General features: G+C 73.5%; 12 protein-coding genes. 6 read left to right on the top strand and 6 right to left on the bottom strand.

Annotated features, from left to right (window positions below):
* Positions 1 to 18: 18 nt before the first annotated feature.
* The 3 genes from ACZ5NH_RS04140 to ACZ5NH_RS04130 all read right to left on the bottom strand — a co-directional run bounded on the left by ACZ5NH_RS04140 (position 19) and on the right by ACZ5NH_RS04130 (position 3,914).
* Positions 19 to 996, bottom strand: a complete 978-nt coding sequence (locus ACZ5NH_RS04140; protein ID WP_468772878.1) for a carbohydrate ABC transporter permease — start codon at positions 994 to 996, stop codon at positions 19 to 21.
* A 136-nt stretch (positions 997 to 1,132) separates the two neighbouring features.
* Positions 1,133 to 2,464, bottom strand: coding sequence for an ABC transporter substrate-binding protein (locus ACZ5NH_RS04135; RefSeq protein ID WP_468772877.1), 1,332 nt, complete (start codon positions 2,462 to 2,464; stop codon positions 1,133 to 1,135).
* Between the two features lie 304 nt (positions 2,465 to 2,768).
* Entirely contained in the window at positions 2,769 to 3,914 is a 1,146-nt protein-coding gene (locus ACZ5NH_RS04130) for an ROK family transcriptional regulator (RefSeq protein ID WP_468772876.1), read from the bottom strand.
* 283 nt (positions 3,915 to 4,197) lie between these two features.
* On the opposite strand from ACZ5NH_RS04130, the gene ACZ5NH_RS04125 reads away from it, so the two are divergent.
* The 6 genes from ACZ5NH_RS04125 (at position 4,198) to ACZ5NH_RS04100 (ending at position 14,038) form a co-directional block, all read left to right on the top strand.
* Entirely contained in the window at positions 4,198 to 5,097 is a 900-nt protein-coding gene (locus tag ACZ5NH_RS04125) for an N-acetylglucosamine kinase (RefSeq protein ID WP_468772875.1), read from the top strand.
* 356 nt (positions 5,098 to 5,453) lie between these two features.
* On the top strand, positions 5,454 to 7,361 hold the full coding sequence (locus ACZ5NH_RS04120) for a phosphatase PAP2 family protein (RefSeq protein ID WP_468772874.1): 1,908 nt from the start codon (positions 5,454 to 5,456) through the stop codon (positions 7,359 to 7,361).
* Between the two features lie 92 nt (positions 7,362 to 7,453).
* A complete protein-coding gene (locus ACZ5NH_RS04115) occupies positions 7,454 to 9,628 on the top strand; it encodes a phospholipid carrier-dependent glycosyltransferase (protein ID WP_468772873.1) in 2,175 nt (724 codons plus the stop codon).
* A gap of 78 nt (positions 9,629 to 9,706) precedes the next feature.
* A complete protein-coding gene (locus ACZ5NH_RS04110) occupies positions 9,707 to 10,624 on the top strand; it encodes a MurR/RpiR family transcriptional regulator (protein WP_388625967.1) in 918 nt (305 codons plus the stop codon).
* A gap of 444 nt (positions 10,625 to 11,068) precedes the next feature.
* A complete protein-coding gene (locus tag ACZ5NH_RS04105) occupies positions 11,069 to 11,449 on the top strand; it encodes a hypothetical protein (protein WP_228618288.1) in 381 nt (126 codons plus the stop codon).
* A 267-nt stretch (positions 11,450 to 11,716) separates the two neighbouring features.
* On the top strand, positions 11,717 to 14,038 hold the full coding sequence (locus ACZ5NH_RS04100) for a SpoIIE family protein phosphatase (RefSeq protein WP_468773084.1): 2,322 nt from the start codon (positions 11,717 to 11,719) through the stop codon (positions 14,036 to 14,038).
* Positions 14,039 to 14,312: 274 nt separating this feature from the next.
* Here the strand turns inward: ACZ5NH_RS04100 and ACZ5NH_RS04095 are convergent, their stop codons facing one another.
* The 3 genes from ACZ5NH_RS04095 to ACZ5NH_RS04085 all read right to left on the bottom strand — a co-directional run bounded on the left by ACZ5NH_RS04095 (position 14,313) and on the right by ACZ5NH_RS04085 (position 16,681).
* The gene (locus tag ACZ5NH_RS04095; protein WP_468773083.1) at positions 14,313 to 14,786 is read right to left on the bottom strand and encodes a flavin reductase family protein; all 474 of its coding nucleotides are present in this window, start codon (positions 14,784 to 14,786) and stop codon (positions 14,313 to 14,315) included.
* Between the two features lie 234 nt (positions 14,787 to 15,020).
* Complete coding sequence (locus ACZ5NH_RS04090; protein ID WP_468772872.1) at positions 15,021 to 15,662, bottom strand: peptidoglycan-binding protein; 642 nt, start codon at positions 15,660 to 15,662, stop codon at positions 15,021 to 15,023.
* A 167-nt stretch (positions 15,663 to 15,829) separates the two neighbouring features.
* Positions 15,830 to 16,681, bottom strand: coding sequence for an ATP-grasp domain-containing protein (locus ACZ5NH_RS04085; RefSeq protein ID WP_468772871.1), 852 nt, complete (start codon positions 16,679 to 16,681; stop codon positions 15,830 to 15,832).
* Positions 16,682 to 16,889 lie beyond the last annotated feature (208 nt).

Here is a 16,889-nt window from a genome sequence, read left to right as displayed (position 1 = left end):
GTTCGGCTGGCTCCTCGCTCAGTCGTCGTAGTGGACCCAGTAGCGGCCGGCGACGAAGTTGACCGCCGTGAAGCCCGCGATGACCAGGAACAGCACCCAGGCCAGCGCCGATGCGTAGCCCATCTGCAGGTCTGCGAAGCCCTTCTTGTACAGGTAGAGGGAGTACAGCATGGTCGAGTCGAGCGGTCCGCCGGTGCCGTTGCTGATGACGAAGGCGGGCGTGAAGGTCTTGAACGCGTCGATGATCTGCAGGACGACGTTGAAGAAGACGATCGGGGTGAGCAACGGCAGGGTGATCCTGAAGAAGCGGGTGACGGGTCCGGCGCCGTCGATGGCGGCCGCCTCGTACACGTCCTTCGGCAGTTGCTTCAGACCGGCCAGGAAGATGACCATCGGGGTGCCGAACTGCCAGACGGCCAGCAGCACCAGCGTGTAGAGCGCGGTGTCGGGGCTGGAGATCCAGTCCTGGCCCTTGATGCCGAACCAGCCCAGGAAGTGGTTGAACAGGCCGTCGCCGCCGAAGACCTGCCGCCACACGATGGCCACGGCGACCGCGCCGCCGAGCAGGGAGGGCAGGTAGAAGGCGGCCCGGTACAGGCCGATGCCCTTCAGCGGGCGGTTGAGCAGCATGGCCACGCCGAGCGCGAACGCCAGCTTCAGCGGCACGGAGACGACGACGTACAGGAGCGTGGCGTGCACCGAGTCCCAGAAGACCGGGTCGTCGGTGAACATCTTCCGGTAGTTGCCGACGCCGATCCACTGCGGGGCAGACAGCAGGTCGAACCTGGTGAAGGACAGGTACAGCGAGTCCAGCATCGGGTAGATCGTCAGGCCGAACAGGCCCACGAACCAAGGGGCCAGGAAAAGGTACGGCCACCAGCCCCCGCCCCGACGATGGGCGAGGCGGCGCCGCATCCGGTCGCTCTCCCGCTGGTCGGACGGGGCCGCCGGAGCCGACGGCTCCTCGGCGACCGCGCCGGTCTGCGCGGTGGTCATACTCATCTCCCTGGCCCTCTCCCGGTGTTCGGTGGTGCGGCGCGGCTAGGCGGCCTTGGTGAAGTGCCGGCGCGGGGAACCGCGCGACCAGCCCCCACCGGCCCGCGGGTTCATCACCGTGCTTCCAGCGGAGCGCTCAGGCGCTCAGGATTCCTGCCGCCTGGTCGAAGAACTTGCCCAGCTGCGCCTTGATCGTCGTCTTGCCGAAGGCGATGGCGAGATTCGACTGGAACAGCAGGTCCCAGATCTGAGTGGCGGCCGCGGGCGGGGGCGGCGGGGCGGGCAGCGCGCCGGTGGCCTTGGCGACCCGCTTGGAGATGTAGTCGGCGTTCGCCATGTCCCGCTTGTCGGTGTCGTCCAGGCCCGCGCTGATGAGGCCGCGCGCCTTGTCCGTCGGTGGGATGCCGCGCAGCAACTGCATGTCCTTGATGGCCGTGGCGTCCTGGGCGAAGAACGACATGATCTTCACGGAGTCGGCGACGCGCTTGCTGGACTTGGTGGCGCTCAGCAGCACACCGCCGTTGAGGAAGTTGCCCTCCCGGGCGCCGGACCAGTCGCCCTGCGGAGTGGGCAGGAAGTCCAGGGTGGCGCTGGTGATCGAGCCGCCCGCGCCGTAGACACCGATGTCGAAGGTGAAGAGGGTCTTGCCGATGACCACGCCGTTCTTGGTGAGGTCGTTGTGCGCCGCGGAGGTGACCGCGGCCGCCGGGGAGGCGTTGATCCTGCGCATCTCGGCCCAGTACTCCCACCACGCCTGGAGGGTGTCCGAGGTGAAGCCGAGCTTCTTTCCGTCGTCCGAGAACAGGTTCTGGCCGTGCTCGCGGGCGAAGATCTCGAAGGCGTTGAGGGTGCCGCCGCCACCGTCGTCGACGCCGAAGAGCTTGCCGCCGCTCTTCTTGTTGACGTCGACGGCGATCTTCTTCAGGTCGGCCCAGCTCCACTCGGCGTCCGGGAACCTCAGGCCCAGCTTCTCCAGCCCGCTGCGGTTGACGGTGAGCTGGTTGGTGCCGATACCGGACGGTACGCCGTACAGCTTGCCGTCCACCGTGCCGGCGGCGAGCAGCGTCTTGGAGAAGCCGGTGAGATCCAGGGACTTGCCGACGTAGTCGTCGAGCGGGGCGAGGACTCCCTTGCGGGCGTACTGGGCGACCAGCGCGGTGTCCATCTGCAGCAGGTCGGGGGTGCTGCCGCCGGCGATCTGGGTGTTGAACTTGTTGAAGTAGCCGTCGTATCCGGAGTAGGTCTCCTGGATCCTGATCTTCGGGTTCTTCTGCTGGAAGTAGGCCAGCGCCTTCTTGTAGGCCGCGTGCCGCTCGTCGCTGCCCCACCAGGTCATGGTCAGCCTGCTGCTGGTGGTGCCGGCTCCGGTGCCGCCCGCGCAGGCCGTGAGCGCGGGCCCGAGAGCGCCTGCGACGGCGAGCCCGCTCGCGGTGCGGAAGAGGGTTCTGCGCGAGATCTGGTGACCCACCGGGTCCTCCCTGAAGGTGCGTGTCGGATGTCCGGCCGGTCGCCGCGGCACGGGGGTGCGGGTGCGCGGTCGCTGCGGCACGGGTGCGGTACTGGCGAACGAGCGCCTCCCGGGGGCGGCCTCGCCCGGCCGCGCCGCCTGAGTTGCGGGTGGGATCCCCGGCCGCCTGCGGGCCGGTGACGCACGAGCACGCCCTCGTGCGCCGCGCCGTACGTCGCGTACGGCCCGGATGCCACCCCAAGCCGGTGTCCCGACCGGCTTAGAAAGCGCTTGTCCGGACATTGGCAGAACGAGCCGGAGGCCGTCAATCCTTCCTTCGCGCGGCCTCGGTCACGGTTCGGACACCGCGGGCGACCGCGAGCCGGGCCGCGCCCACGACGGTGCCCAGGTCACCGACGGTGCTGCTGACCACCTCGGTGGGCCAGCTCAGCCGCGCCAGTTCGGTGCGCACCCCGGGCAGCAGCTGCGGGTCGGCGCCGGTGCTGCCGCCGAGCACGATCAGACCGGGGTCGAGCACGGCGGCCACGGCGGCGGCGAGCCGGCCCACGTCGGCGGCATGGCGGGCGACGACGGTGCGGGCCGGGGCGCACCCCTGGCCCGCGAGCCTGAACAGCCGCGCGGTGGTGGACGGGCAGGGGCCGTCCACGGCCCGCCAGGCCTCGGCGGCACGCCGCAGCAGCGAACGGGCGCCGATGTACTCCTCCAGCGCCTCCAGGCGTGGCTCGCGGCCGTCGTCCCAGGGGTAGGGCAGCCGGGCCAGCTCACCGGCGGCGCCGTTCGCCCCGCGCAGCACCCGGCCGTCGACGACGATGCCGAGGCCGACGCCCACGCCGACGCGGAGATAGCCGAAGGTGCCGCGGCCCCGGGCGGCGCCCTGGTGCAGTTCGGCGAGGGCGGCGCAGTTGACGTTGTTCTCCAGGTGGACGGGGACTCCCGGGGGCAGTGCGACGGCCATGGAGTCGAAGACCGGGCCCGCCTTGTCGGTCGCCGGACGCATCCCGCCGCCCTCCGCCGCCCGTGCGGTGACATCGCCGACGGCGACGACGACGGTGCGCAGCGGGACGCCGGCGGGCAGCGCACCGAGCGCCTCGCGTACGGCGTCGGCGGCGTCGGCCCGGGAGCCGGTGGCCTCGGCCAGCAGGCTCCCGTCCAGGGCGCAGCCCCGTACCCGGGTGCGGTCGGGGCCCAGGTCGACGGCGAGCACGGCGCCGGCGTCCGGGCCGAGCCGGTAGACGGCGGCCGTGCGGCCGGTGCCGCTGGAGGCGGTGCCGGAGAGGGCGGCGAGCCGGGCGCTTTCCAGTTCGGCGACGGCGGAGGACACCGTCGGCTTGGACAGCCCGGCGAGGCTCGCCAGTTGCGGCCGGGTGGCGCTGCCCGCCCGGGCGAGCACGGCGAAAACCGCGCTCGCGCTCTCGGACAGCCGGGACGCCGTCACCACGTCGTGTTCCACGGTTCTCCCACAGGTCAAGGACCGCTGTCGGCAGGGCACCCCGGACAACGGCGCTGGGAATGCCCGGCGTCACGCGGGGCGGCCCCGGTGGTGCCAAGGGCCCTGAGCGCGACGCCTCTTGACGCACTGTACTTGGTTAGTTAACTTCCTAACGAACTTCACGGTACTCGCCTGCCGTACTCCGCCCGAGGCCCGTCCCGGGGCTTCCCGACCGCTCCAACCACCCTTCACCCAGGCACGGTTCGCCCACCGTCGTAAGCAGCGCACCGACGAAAGAGGTTGCGTGCAGGACTCCACGCCCGTCCTGGTCGGCATCGACGTGGGCGGCACCAAGACGCATCTGCGGGCCGTGGCCGGGGACGCTCAAGTCGCCGACCTCGTCCGCGCGAGCGGGGGCTGGCGGCCGCACGACGCCGCGGCCGCCGCGTCCTGGCTGGCCGGGCTGGTCACCGACGGGCTGCCGTCCGGGGTCCGCCCGTCGGCGCTGGCCGTGGGCGGCCACGCCTGTGAGACCCCGCGCCAGTGCGCGCTGCTGCGCACCGCCCTGCGTGCGTACGTCGACGTGCCCGCACAGGTCGTGGGTGACGCCGAACTACTCGTCCCCGCCGCCGGGTTGGACAAGGGCGTCGGCGTGGTCGCCGGCACCGGCTCGGTGGCGGTGGGCCGGCGCGCCGACGGCACCCCCGTGCAGGTCGGCGGCTGGGGCGCGGCCCTCGGCGACGAGGGCGGCGCGGCCGGGCTGGTCCGGGAGGCGGCCCGCGCCTGCTGGGCCGCGCACGACCGCGGCGAGGCACCCGACGCGCTGGCGGCGGCGCTCCTGGAGGCGTTCGGCGTGCCCGAAGTGCCCGCTCTGGGAGCGGCCTTGGAGCGCGCCACGGATCCCTCCGCCGAGTGGGGACGGCACGCACCGGCCGTCTTCGCCGCCGCCGAGGCCGGCTCGGCGCTCGCCCACGCGGTGATCGCCGCCGGGGGCCGGTCACTGGCCGCCCTCGTGGCGCTGCTGGTCCGGCGAGGTGTGCCGGCGGACGACGTGGTGATCGCGGGCGGCATGGTTCTGGCCCAGCCGCTGCTCTACGACGCGTTCACCGCCGCTCTCGCCGAGTCCCTGCCGTCCGCCCGGCCGCGGCCGCTGCGGGTGCCGCCGGTCGACGGGGCGGTGGCGCCGGCACGTTCGCTCCTGTGAGGCCAGGACAGGGTCTGGGCGTTTCTGTGCGGCGTACGCCCCGCGTTCACCCGCCGCTCTCGCCGAGTCCCTGCCGTCCGCCCGGCCGCGGCCGCTGCGGGTGCCGCCGGTCGACGGGGCGGTGGCGCCGGCACGTTCGCTCCTGTGAGGCCAGGACAGGGTCTGGGCGTTTCTGTGCGGCGTACGCCCCGCGTTCACCCGCCGACCATGCGCAGACCACCGGGGCCTCCCCGGCGGGTCACACCACAGCCCTAGATATTCAGCAGTTCGACTTCTTCCCCCTTCTTCTCCACGGGATCGCACAAGTCGGCACATCCCGACGGGCGCCCCGCGGACGACTCCTGAGAGGCACAGGCATGCCGTCACCTGCCGGGCACCCCTCCTCCGTGCCGAACCGGCGCGGGTTCCTCAAGACGTCGCTGGCCGCGTCGGCGGGCGTGCTCGCCGCCCCGGCCGTCGCCCCCTGGCTGCCGGCGGCCGACGCGAAGGCCGCCACCGCCCCGGCCGCGTTCGTGGACGACTACAAGACGAACGTCGTCGCCAACCTCACGCCCGAGACCAACGCGGTGGTCCGGATCCTCGGCGGCTTCACCCAGGTGTGGAAGACCGGTTCCGCCTGGAACAGCGGCGCCCCGCTGCGCCCCGAGGTGCTGCGCGCCGACCTGGACTACTGCGCCCGCGTCACGCAGACGCGCACCGACGCACAGGCGAAGGAGGCGTTCGTCTACGACCGCCAGCACCAGAGTTACGCAGTGATCGCCGGCCTCGGCCCGCTCGCCGGCCTCTACACGGCGGGCGCGAAGGCGGTCACATCGATCACGAGCGCGCCCGACGGCACACCCGCGACCACCGTCAGCGACGCCGTACCGGCCGACGCCCCGGCCGGCTCGGCCCTCGGTGCCGGCGCCCACGACTCGGCCCTCGGCAAGGTCGCCGAACTGGTCGACACCGTGCGCGGACCCTACGCCTCCGGCAACCCCGCCAAGTACGCCTACCAGTACCCGCGTCCGTGGCGCCTGACCGAGGACAGCGAGGTCGTCGACACGGGGAGGACGGACGCGTTCGGCTTCCCCGTGTACGACTCACCGGTGGTGGTCGCCCCGCAGCTGCTGCGCCAGCGCGGCACCTCCCCGGCCGACGACGGCGGCTTCCCGAGCGGCCACACCAACGCCTTCCACCTGGCCGCGCTGGCCTACGCCTACGCCGTACCCGAGCGCTTCCAGGAGCTGGTGACCCGCGCGTTCGAGCTGAGCCACACCCGGATCGTGGCGGGCATGCACCACCCGGTCGACGTCATCGGCGGCCGGATCATGGCCACCGCGCTCGCCGCGGCCACCCTGGCCGACCCGGCCAACGCGGGTCTGAAGGCCGCCGCCCGTGCCCAGGCCCTCGCCTGGTTCACCGCGCAGACCGGTGCCACCGCCGACACGCTGTACGCCTACGCCCACACCGGCACCGACCCGTACGCCGACCGGGACGCGGGCGCCCGCACGGTCGGGCCCCGGCTGACGTACGTCCTCACCCGGCAGGGCCGCGATCTGCCGCTGACCGTGCCGAAGGGCGCGGAGGTGCTGCTGGAGACCCGCCTGCCGTACCTGACGGCCGATCAGCGCCGCGAGGTGCTGCGCACCACCGGCCTGCCCTCCGGGTACGTCCTCCTCGACGGCTTCGAGCAGTGGGGCCGGCTCAACCTGTTCGCCGCGGCGGACGGTTACGGCGCCTTCGACGCGGATGTCTCGGTCACGCTGGACGCGGCGGCGGGCGGCTTCTCGGCCGCCGACACCTGGCGCAACGACATCGACGGGCGCGGTGGCCTGACCAAGCGCGGCACCGGCTCGCTGACGCTGACCGGCCGCAACCGCTACACGGGCGGGACGGTGCTGGCCGAGGGCACGCTGGTCGCCGGTTCCGAGGACGCCCTCGGCCACGGCGACGCGCGGGTCGCGGGCGGCACCCTGCGGGTGGCCGGACGGCTGCGGGTGCGCGGCGCCTACGCGCAGGACGCGGGCACGCTGCAGGTCACCCTGCGGGCCGGCCGCAAGGCGCCGCTGACGGTGCACCACCTGGCCGTGCTGGGCGGCTCGGCGGTGCTGTCGCTGCGGCTGGACACCGAGCGGCCGCCGGCCGAGGGCAGCGCCCTGCCGGTCGTCGACGTGCCCCGGCTGCGCGGCCGGTTCATCCGGATCGAGGTGAACTCCGACCGGCTGCGGGCCGTACCCGTGTACACGGCAGAAGGTCTGTCGGTACGACTCGTGAAGCGGTGACGCCTGCGGCGGCGGGAGCGGTGCGACAGTAGGGCCATGATCCGGCCCACGACCGTTCCCGCCGCGCCCCGGCCGGTGCCACCTCGGGGCGGATGATGGCGCGCGAACAGCACTTGCTCCTCACCCGTGCGGCTGCCGTGGAGGGCCCGCGCCGGCCGCCCGCCGCCCGCCTCCGCGCCCGGCTGCGCCGCCACCGGCGCTGGCTGGTGCCGCTGCTGGCCGCGCTGTTGCTAGCCCAGATGGCCGCGGCGATGGTCACCACGGCCGTCCAGCAGACCCCGACCATCGACGAGCCGGTGTACGTCGCGACCGCCACCGACTATCTGCACGAGCACCGGATCCGCTACAACCCCGAGCATCCGCCGCTCGGCAAGCTGCTGATCGCGACGGGTGTGGCGGCGGCGGACCCGCACTACGACCCGTCGTACACCGGCACCCAGGGCGATGTGGGCCGGCATCTGCTCTACGCGTCGGGCAACGACCCCTGGCGTGTGATGCTGTGGGCGCGGCTTCCGGTGATCGTGCTGACGCTGCTGTTCGGCCTGGTCGCCTTCGCGTTCGCCCGCGACCTGACGGGCGCGGCGGGCGGCCTGGTGGCACTCGCCCTGTACACCTTCTCGCCCGATCTGATCGCCCACGGCTCGCTGGCCACGCTGGACGTGCCGATGGCCGGGTTCGTGCTGACGTCGGCCTGGCTGGTGTGGCGGGCACGGCGCCGGCCCCGGCCGTACCTGCCGCTCGCCGGGGCGGCTCTCGGCGCGGCTGTGGCGACCAAGATGAGCGCGTTGCCGGCGGTTCCGGTGCTGATGGCGCTGGCCGCGGCGGCCGTCCTGACGGCGCGCGGGGGACCGGGGCTGCCGCCGGGGGATCGGCCGGACGCGAGCCCGTACGCGGACCCGCGCCTGGCAGGGGGTGCACACGCAAGGGGCACACGGCACACGGACATCGGCCCGGAACGGGACATGCACCCGACCGGCGCGCGCCGTGACACGAGCCTCCGCCGGGAGCGGGAGGCCCCGGGAACCGGCGGGCCGGACACGGGCGACGGCCGAAATCGGCGGACACCGCACACCGACGGCCCGGGTACGAGCGACGACGGTCGGGAACGGGCCGCCCTTCCGACCGGCGGGCCGCCGACGCGCACGGGCCGGGCCCGGCGGGTCCTGTCCGCCCTCACGACCCGGGCCGATTCTCACCGGCGTACGGCCCGCTCCGCCCTCGCGGGCCCCGCGGGCGCTCGCCCGCACGAGGCACTGTCGCTGCCCACGCCTTCCGGCGCGGCCGGTACGCCCCTGCGCACGGCTCTGCCCGTCCTCGCGGGTGCCCCCGGCGGCCGGCGCCGGAAAGCGCTGTCGGCGCTGGGCGGTGCGGTCGTCGTGGCTGGGGTGGCGCTCGCCGTCGTCTGGGCCGCGTATCTGGCCGTGGATCCCGGCCTGCGGTTCTCCCCCGCGGAACCGGTCCCGGCCCTGCACGGGCTGCGCGGCCGGCTGGTGGACCTGCTACCGGTGCCCGGTGCCTACCGGGCGGGCATGCGGGTGCAGTTCGGGCTGGAGGACCAGCCGTGGCAGGGCTATCTGTTCGGGCACCTGTACACCGGCTCGCTCTGGTACTACCTGCCGGCCGCCCTGCTGGTGAAGACGCCGCTCGGGCTGCTGGCGCTGGGCGCGGCGGGTGCGGTGGCGGTCGTGGCGGTGCGGCGGCTTCGGCCCGCGGCGCCGTACGTGCTGCTGCCGCCCGGGGTGCTGCTCGCGGCGGCCATGACGGGGTCGCGGGACTTCGGCACGCGGTACGCGCTGTTCGTGCCGATGTTGCTCGCGGTGGCGGCGGCCTGTGTGCCCCGGCCCGGCCGGCGGTGGACGGCCGCCGTGACGGCGCTGCTGGTGCTGTGCACGGCCGTGAGCTCGCTGCGGACGTTCCCGTACTACCTGCCGTACTCCAACGAGGCCTTCGGCGGCCCCGCCCACACCCACCGGCTGCTGCACGACTCCAACGTGGACTGGGGACAGGACCTGGGCCGGCTCGCCGACCGGCTCCGTGAGCGGTATCCGGGCGAGCGGGTGTGGCTGGTGTACAAGGGCAGCGGGGTGCCGTCGTACTACGGCATCCACGCCGCCGATCCGCGCGGCGTGCCGCCGCAGCGGGTGCACGGTCTGCTGGTGGTCTCGGACTCCGCGCTCGCCAAGGCGCGCGGGCGGCTCGCCGAGCTGGTCGGCAGTAGCCGGCCCGCCGGTGACGTGGGCGATTCCATCAGCCTCTTCCGGCGCTGAAACCTCCTGCTCAACCCCCTGTTCCTGACGGTGGGTGAGCTATGTTGAGTGCTTGTGGCAGACAAAGGAGGCGGACCGGTGCCCTCGCCGCAGCAGGCACGCGCACAGGCATCAGCGATCACGTCCGGCAAGACCGTGCCCGCGGCCGAGGCCGCCCCGACCTCGCGGCTCAGGGAACTCTTCGACGGCCCCCGTCTGTCGCCGGGGCAGCGGCGCATCGCCCAGTACCTGATCGAGCACATCACCGAGGCCGCGTTCCTGTCCATCACCGAGCTGGCCGACCGGGTCGGGGTCAGCCAGCCGTCGGTCACCCGCTTCGCCGGCGCCGTCGGCTTCAGCGGCTACCCCGCCCTGCGCGAGAGGCTGCAGGCGATCGCGCTGAGCACGCTGGCCGGCGGGCCGGCCGAGGAGAACCGGGCCAACGAGCTGCAGGCGGCCGTCGACGCCGAGATCGAGAACCTGGAGAACCTGCGGCGCGACTTCGCCGACCCCGACCAGATCATCCGGGTCGGCCGCGAGCTGTCCCGCTCCACCCCGCTGACGGTGCTGGGCCTGCGCATCTCGGAGTCGCTCGCCGAGTACTTCGGATACGCCGCCCGCCGCATCCACCCCGACGTGCGGCTGGTCACCCGGGGCGGCAGCGTGGCCTACGACGCGCTGCTGCAGTGCCGCGAGGCGGGCGGCACCTGGGTGCTGGCCTTCGCCATGCCGAGGCACTCCCAGGAGACGCTGCAGGCCGTCCGGGTGGCCCGCGGCGCGGGTCTGAAGGTCGCCCTGGTGACCGACCTGGCGCTCGGTCCGGTGGCCGACGAGGCCGACGTCACCTTCGCCACCGGCACCGGCTCCCGGCTGGTCTTCGACTCCTACGCCGCGCCGGGCGTGATGGCCGCCGCGCTGCTGCAGGCCATGACCGACGCCGATCCGGAGCGCACCCAGGCCCGGCTGGAGAAGTACGAGCAGCTCTCCGACCAGCACCAGTTCTTCATGAAGGACTGAATCCGGCGCATTCGTGCGGCCGCGACGCAGGATGCGGTGAAGATTCTGCGGTCTCCCCTGCCATGGACGGGGATCATCCACGACAAATCACGCATGAATGTTTTCATACGTCTTGCAAACCGGACGGCATATATAAATACTGCTCACGGATCGCGCCCGGCCCACTCCGGGCACGTTCCGCACTGCGGACTCACCGCTCGCACCACCGCCCCGAGAAAGCCGACGACCGCCCATGCGTATGCCCAGTCACCACGCAGCGCCGGTTTCCGACGCCCGGGGCCCCGCACGGACACCCCCAGCCGCCGTCCCCTACCCACGTCGGCGCCCGGGGTGTACCGGGGCGCGCCGTCTGCGCGACGCGCCCGTGGCGGCCCCGGCCATCCCCTAGGCCGGGGCCGCCCCGCACCCGTCGGACCACCCTCACGACGCCGCACACCGGAAGCGATGACCATGCCCCTGACCAGCACCCGTATCAGCCCCGACTGGCCCTGCCAGGTCAAGACGCCGGGCTCGTACGACTGGGAGCGCTCGGCGGCCAAGTGGCTGCGTGAGCTGATCCCCGCGCGCTACGCCAGCTATCCGGCCCTCATCCGCCACCCCGTCCTGCTCGCCCGGCACGCCCAGCTGCAGGTCCAGCAGGAGATCCGGGTGGCCCGGACGGCACTGCAGACCGCACGGGCCGAGCTGCCGATGCTCGGCCTGCCCGAGTCGGTCATCGAGCACACGATCAAGCTGTACGCCGCCGAGGTCCTGCAGCTGCAGCACATAGCGCGCAGCGTCCGCGCGGTCAGCGAGGCCCTGGCCGGACGCGGCACGGGCCGCTGATCCACAGACCTCCACCGGCTCCGTCGGCCGACGGCGCACCACCGTTTCCCCTCGTGCGGGGATCACACGGACGACTCGCGGGTGCCCTCGGGCGATCGTACGAAGCTCGTGTGAAGCTCGTATGAATCCCGACCCGCCAGAAGAGTGATCGAGCGGGCCCCGATATGCCATGCTCGTCGCGTGACGAGCGAGCCCGTTCACCCGGCGAATCCCGTCGGCGGCGATCCGGCCGCACTGGCCAGGGTCGTGGCCCGGCAGCGCGCGGAGATGGAACGGCTGCGGGACCTGGCCGCCACCTCGGCGGTCCAGGAGAGGGCCAAAGGCGTGCTCATGGCCGTCACCGGATGTTCCCCGGCGGCCGCGCACGAGGAGCTGCTGCGGCGCGCCGCGGACGGCAACCGCACGCTCCTGGAACAGTGCTGGCTCACCCTGGGCGCCCTGCCGCCGCCGAAGGAGCGGCCGGACGGCACGTCACCCGCCGAACCGCAGGCCGCCGACTCCTGGGGCGCGCCAACCGGCGCGGTGGACCTCGCCAAGACACTCGGGCGCATCGGCCGGGACCTGGTCCGGGTCGGCACGCCGCACGAGCTGGCCTGGTGCCTGCTGGGCCACATCGCGCCCGAGACGGACGCCGACGCCGTGATGCTGTACACGCGGATGCCCGAGGGCGGTCTCGAACTGATCGGGCACGCCGGTCTCGACACGACCTTCGCCGCGCAGTGGCGGTACGTCCCCCCGGCGACCGGAACGGTCCCGCTCGACGCCCTGCGGTCCGGCGAGCCGCGATGGCTGGAGGACCTCTCCGGGGACCGCGACCGGTGTCCGATCATCGGGGAGTCGCCGGAGCGCTGGCCCAGCCGCGCCTGGCTGCCCATGCCGGCCGGGGACTCCGCGCATGTCGTCCTCGGCGTGTGGCGCAGCCGCGGCGGGACGTTCGAACCGCGCGAGCGGCGGCTGCTGCAGGCCGTGACCCGGCTGTGCGCGGGTCGGCTGCGCGCCTTCGACACCCCGCGGGAACGCACCGGCGGCGCCGTCGCCCAGACCGTGCAGGCGGTGTTCGACGCGCTGCCGGGCGCGGCGATCCTGCTGACGCCGCTGCGCGCCGCCTCCGGCGAGGTGGCGGACTACCGCATCGAGGCCGCCACCTCCGGGGCGGTCGACGTGCTGGGCCGCTCCGGCCGGGAGATGGTCGGCAGACAGGTCCTGGAGAGCTATCCGGCCGTCGCGGGCGAGCCGCTGTGGCAGGGCTGTCTCCAGGCGCTGGAGGCCGGGGTGCCGTTCGAGAGCGAGTCGTTCGTCCATCAGGAGGTGGTCGGCGAGGTGCCCGTGGTCGCCACCTACTCGGTGCGGGCCGCTCCGCTGGGCGAGGGGCTGCTGGTCACCTGGGTGCGGCACGACCCCGCCGAGCTGCAGGAGCAGCGGCTGGCCGATGTGCAGCGGCTCGGCAACCTCGGCTGGGCCAACTGGAACCTGATCACCGGGGAGATCTCCTGGTCCGAGCAGACGTACGCCGTCCTCGGCCGCCCCCAGGCCGAGCGGCCGCTCGCTCTGGAACGGCTCCCTGACCTCGCCCTGCCGGACGACGCGGGGCCGCTCACCCACGCGATCGCCGAACTCGTCCGCCACGCCCGGCGGTTCGACATGCCGTTCCGCATGGACACGCCCGAGGGGGTCCGGCATCTGCGGCTGGTCGCGGAGGCCGTCAGGGCGCCGGACGGCACCACCGTCGAGGTGCACGGCTTCGTCCAGGACCTCACCAGGCAGCGCAGCGCGGAACTGGCGCTCGTGGAGAGCGAGCGGGCGATGCTGCTGCAGCGCGGGATCCTGCAGGCCGAGCGGGCCCTGGCCGCCCGGCTGCAGCACGCCCTGCTGCCGTTGCCGAGCAAGCCGGTGCGGCTGGCCGGGCTGCGCATCGAGGTCGCGTATCTGCCCGCCCAGTCCGGAATCCATGTGGGCGGCGACTGGTTCAGTGCCATCGAACTGCCCGACGACAACGTGCTGTTCGTGGTCGGTGACGTCGCGGGCCACGGCGTCGACGCCGTGGCCACGATGGCCCAGCTCAGGTTCAGCGCGAAGGGCATGGTCACCACTGGTTCCTCGCTGACCGGGGTGCTGCTGCGGCTCAACTACCTGCTGCTGCACTCCCGCGACACCCAGACCACCGCCACCATGGTGCTCGCCCGCTACGACCCCCGCCGGCACGAGCTCGCCTGGGCGCAGGCCGGGCATCTGCCGCCGCTGCTCTCGCGCCGGGGCGAGGTGCGCTATCTCGACCGGCCCGGCGGCATGCTGCTCGGCGCGAGCGCGGCCCCCGTCTTCGAGGCGGCGGAACTCGGCCTGGAGCCCGGGGACCGGCTGCTGCTGTACACCGACGGCCTGGTCGAGCGCCCCGGCGAGAGCCTCGAAGCGGGCCTGGACCGGCTGGCCGAAGCGGTGCGCGACCAGGGCTGCGGCGCGTCCGGATCCCTGGACGCGTTGCTCGCCACGATGCTCGCGGAGGAGGGGCGGGACGATGTGTGCGTGCTGGACATCAGGATGCCGCTGGAGGACCTGACGGACGGGACGGACGCGCCGGGCACGGACGACTAGGGCCGGGCGGCGCCGGGACCCGTGACGCCGCCGGGGGCGGGGCCGGGATCAGTCGTCGTTCCGGTGCCGCCAGTACCAGAGCACCCCGACGACGAGGGCCAGCAGGAAGACGGCGGGCACGAGCAGGCCCGGAATGCGGGAGCCGGTCATCGGGCTGGCTTTCGGTCGTGGTGCGGCGGTACGCGCGGCCGTCGGCCGCGGGCTGCCTATGATGGCGCCGGGTCACCGCCGGGGCAATGCCTTCTTCGGAGTGTCTCCCGGTGTTCGAATCCGCTCACTCCACGGGGTGACCGGCCTTGATGCCGACCGCGTCGGACAGGCGCAGCAGCGGCCCGCCGGGTCCCTCGCCCCACTGCACCGGATCCAGGACGAAGCCGACGTGGTCGCCTCCGTCGGTGCGGTGGAGGATGGTGCCGACGAACCAGGCCGCCGTGTTCCGCAGCACCATCGCGCCGCCGTACCCTTCCGTCCACTCCAGGTGCGCGAACTTGTCGACCTTGTCGCCGGTCTCGCCGCCGAGGAGTTCCGCGAGGTCCCGCTGGTCCCGGGTGAGCAGGTGGACGCCGAGGTGCTGGGCGGCCCGGGCGACACGGTAGGTGTGGTTGGCCTTGGACAGCCAGACGGTGAACCGGGGCGGCCGGATGGAGCACTGCGAGGCGAAGCCGACCAGACACCCGGCCCGCTCACCGTCGGCCACGGCCGTGACCACGCACATGTCGGGGTCCAGCCGTGCGAAGAAGCCGGCCATGGAGCCGTGCAGGGGGCCGTTCAGGGAGTCGTCCGTGGCGCTCTTCATGGGGCCGTCCGTGGCGCCGTTCATGCCCTCCGGGGCCGCCGCACCGTCCACGTCCCGCGTGCTCCGCGTCCCGTCCACGTCCGTCATGGCACCGCGCTCCCGTCCGCCGCTACGGCCCGGCCTCGGCGTACGCAGGAAGGCCCGGAGGCCGCCCGCGCCACTTCCCCGGGGTTCCCTGCGCCCCTCTCATGAATCGTCGCCCAGGCTGGTCCGCGACTCCAGCGCGCGGCGCGTGTCGTCGCCGTAGACACCGGTCTCGTCGCCGCTGATGCCGTACCAGAGCTGGAACCGGGCCACGGCCGCGGTCAGGTCGGCGTCGTAGGTGCCGCTGGTGGAGCCGTCGCGGTAGACGTCCGGGATGCGGAGCAGCCGTTCCTGCAGTTCGGTGACCCCGGGGCCGGTGTCGCCCGGGCGGAGGGTGCCGGGGCCGTCGGGGTCGGTGGCGGCGGTGGGCGCGGGGGATGCGGTCAGGGTCGGTGCCGGTGACGTGGCGGACGGTGCGGTCGTCGCCGGCCGATGCGGGGGTGCGGTCGCCGCGGCCTGCTGGCGGCCGGTGAGGAGCAGGGCGCCGCCGAAACCGAGGAGAGCCGCGGCGGCCACCGCCCCGGCGACGGCGGTCCGGCGCAGGGCGGACGTGGTGCGGGGCTGTGGCGGTACGGGCGGGAGCTCCTGTGTCTCCGCCTCGTCGGTGTCTGCTGCTCGCGCGGGAGCGCTGTCCATCTCGCGCATCAGCTCCGCGAGCCCGTCGAGACGGCGGGGCCGCAGGACCCGGACGGGTTCCAGGACCGGTCGGGGATGCGGCCGTTCGGGATCGGGAGGTGTCGGCACCTGGCTCTCCTTCCGTCGTCCCCGTGCTGAGATACGACGACGGAGGTGCCGCCGTTCAGGCGTGGCCGACATCCTCCAAACGCTCGGAGGACAGCGTGCCGCCGTCGGGCACGGCGCCCCCTTCGGCGACCTCACGGGCACGGCCGGGGCCACCCGGCGGGTCACCGTCAGGCTGGGCTGAGCATCCCCCGCGCTTCCTGCGCGAACCGGCCCAGGGACGCCGTGAACGCGGTGACGAAGGCGTCCCTGGCCTCCTCCGGCAGAGCCTGGAGGGACAGGTAGGGGTTCAGGTCCTCCAGTTCGACCAGCAGGAGGTCGCCGTCGCGGGTGCGGCAGGCGTCGACGCGCTGGATGCCGTGGCCGAGGTCGTTCCAGTCGATGAACCGCCGGGCGAACTCCAGGTCGGCGGCGGTGGCCGCATAGGGCTTCAGCTCCCAGCGGCGCCGCGGGTCGGGGGTATACAGGGCGTACTGGTAGTCGTCGTCGACGAAGTAGAAGGACACCTCGTGGACGAAGTCGACGCAGGGCTGGATCAGGACCTGGCCGGTGGCGAGCGCGGGCACCTGGCCTGCGGGCACGATCCTGAGGCCGAGGGAGTCGGCGCCCAGCATGGGCTTGACGACGTACCGCTCGGCGGCCGGCAGCAGGTGCAGTTCCTCGGCGCGGCCGACCGTCGGTATCACGGGGAAGCCCGCGGCGCTCAGGTCGAGCAGGTACTGCTTGCCGGCCATGTCCGCCTTGCCGGTGAGCGGGTTGTACACCCGTGCGCCGGTGGCGAGGGCACGCGCGCGGAAGGCGTCGTACGTGCGCTGGTAGCCGAGGACGGGCCCGCTGTTGCGGACGACCACGGCGTCGAAGCCGTCCATCAGCGCCTCGGCGTCCAGCGGATGGCACAGGGCGAGGTCGAAGCGGGTGCGCAGCCGGGAGGTGAGGAAGATGTCCTCGTCGCAGTAGCGGCGCCCGCGGGCCTCGTACGCCAGATCGGTGACGTAGAGCAGGCGGGGGCGGGCGGCGGGCATACGGGGTCTCCTCGGGCGGATGCGGCCGTGTCGGCGGCGGGCACGGAAAGGTGCCGTGTCGGCGGTGGATGCAGAAAGGTTACGTCGGGGTACGGCCGCTCCCGTTCCCAGCCCCGACCTGGCCGGCAACCCGCACTCCGTGCTGCGCGGCGCGGACCCGGGCCCCAGGACCGGTGCCGCATCCGCAGCACTCAGTTCCCCCATGCAG

Source organism: Streptomyces sp. NPDC031426 (assembly GCF_055581585.1).
Note: the sequence above shows the minus strand (reverse complement) of the source record. Positions and strands in the feature narration are given on the sequence as shown.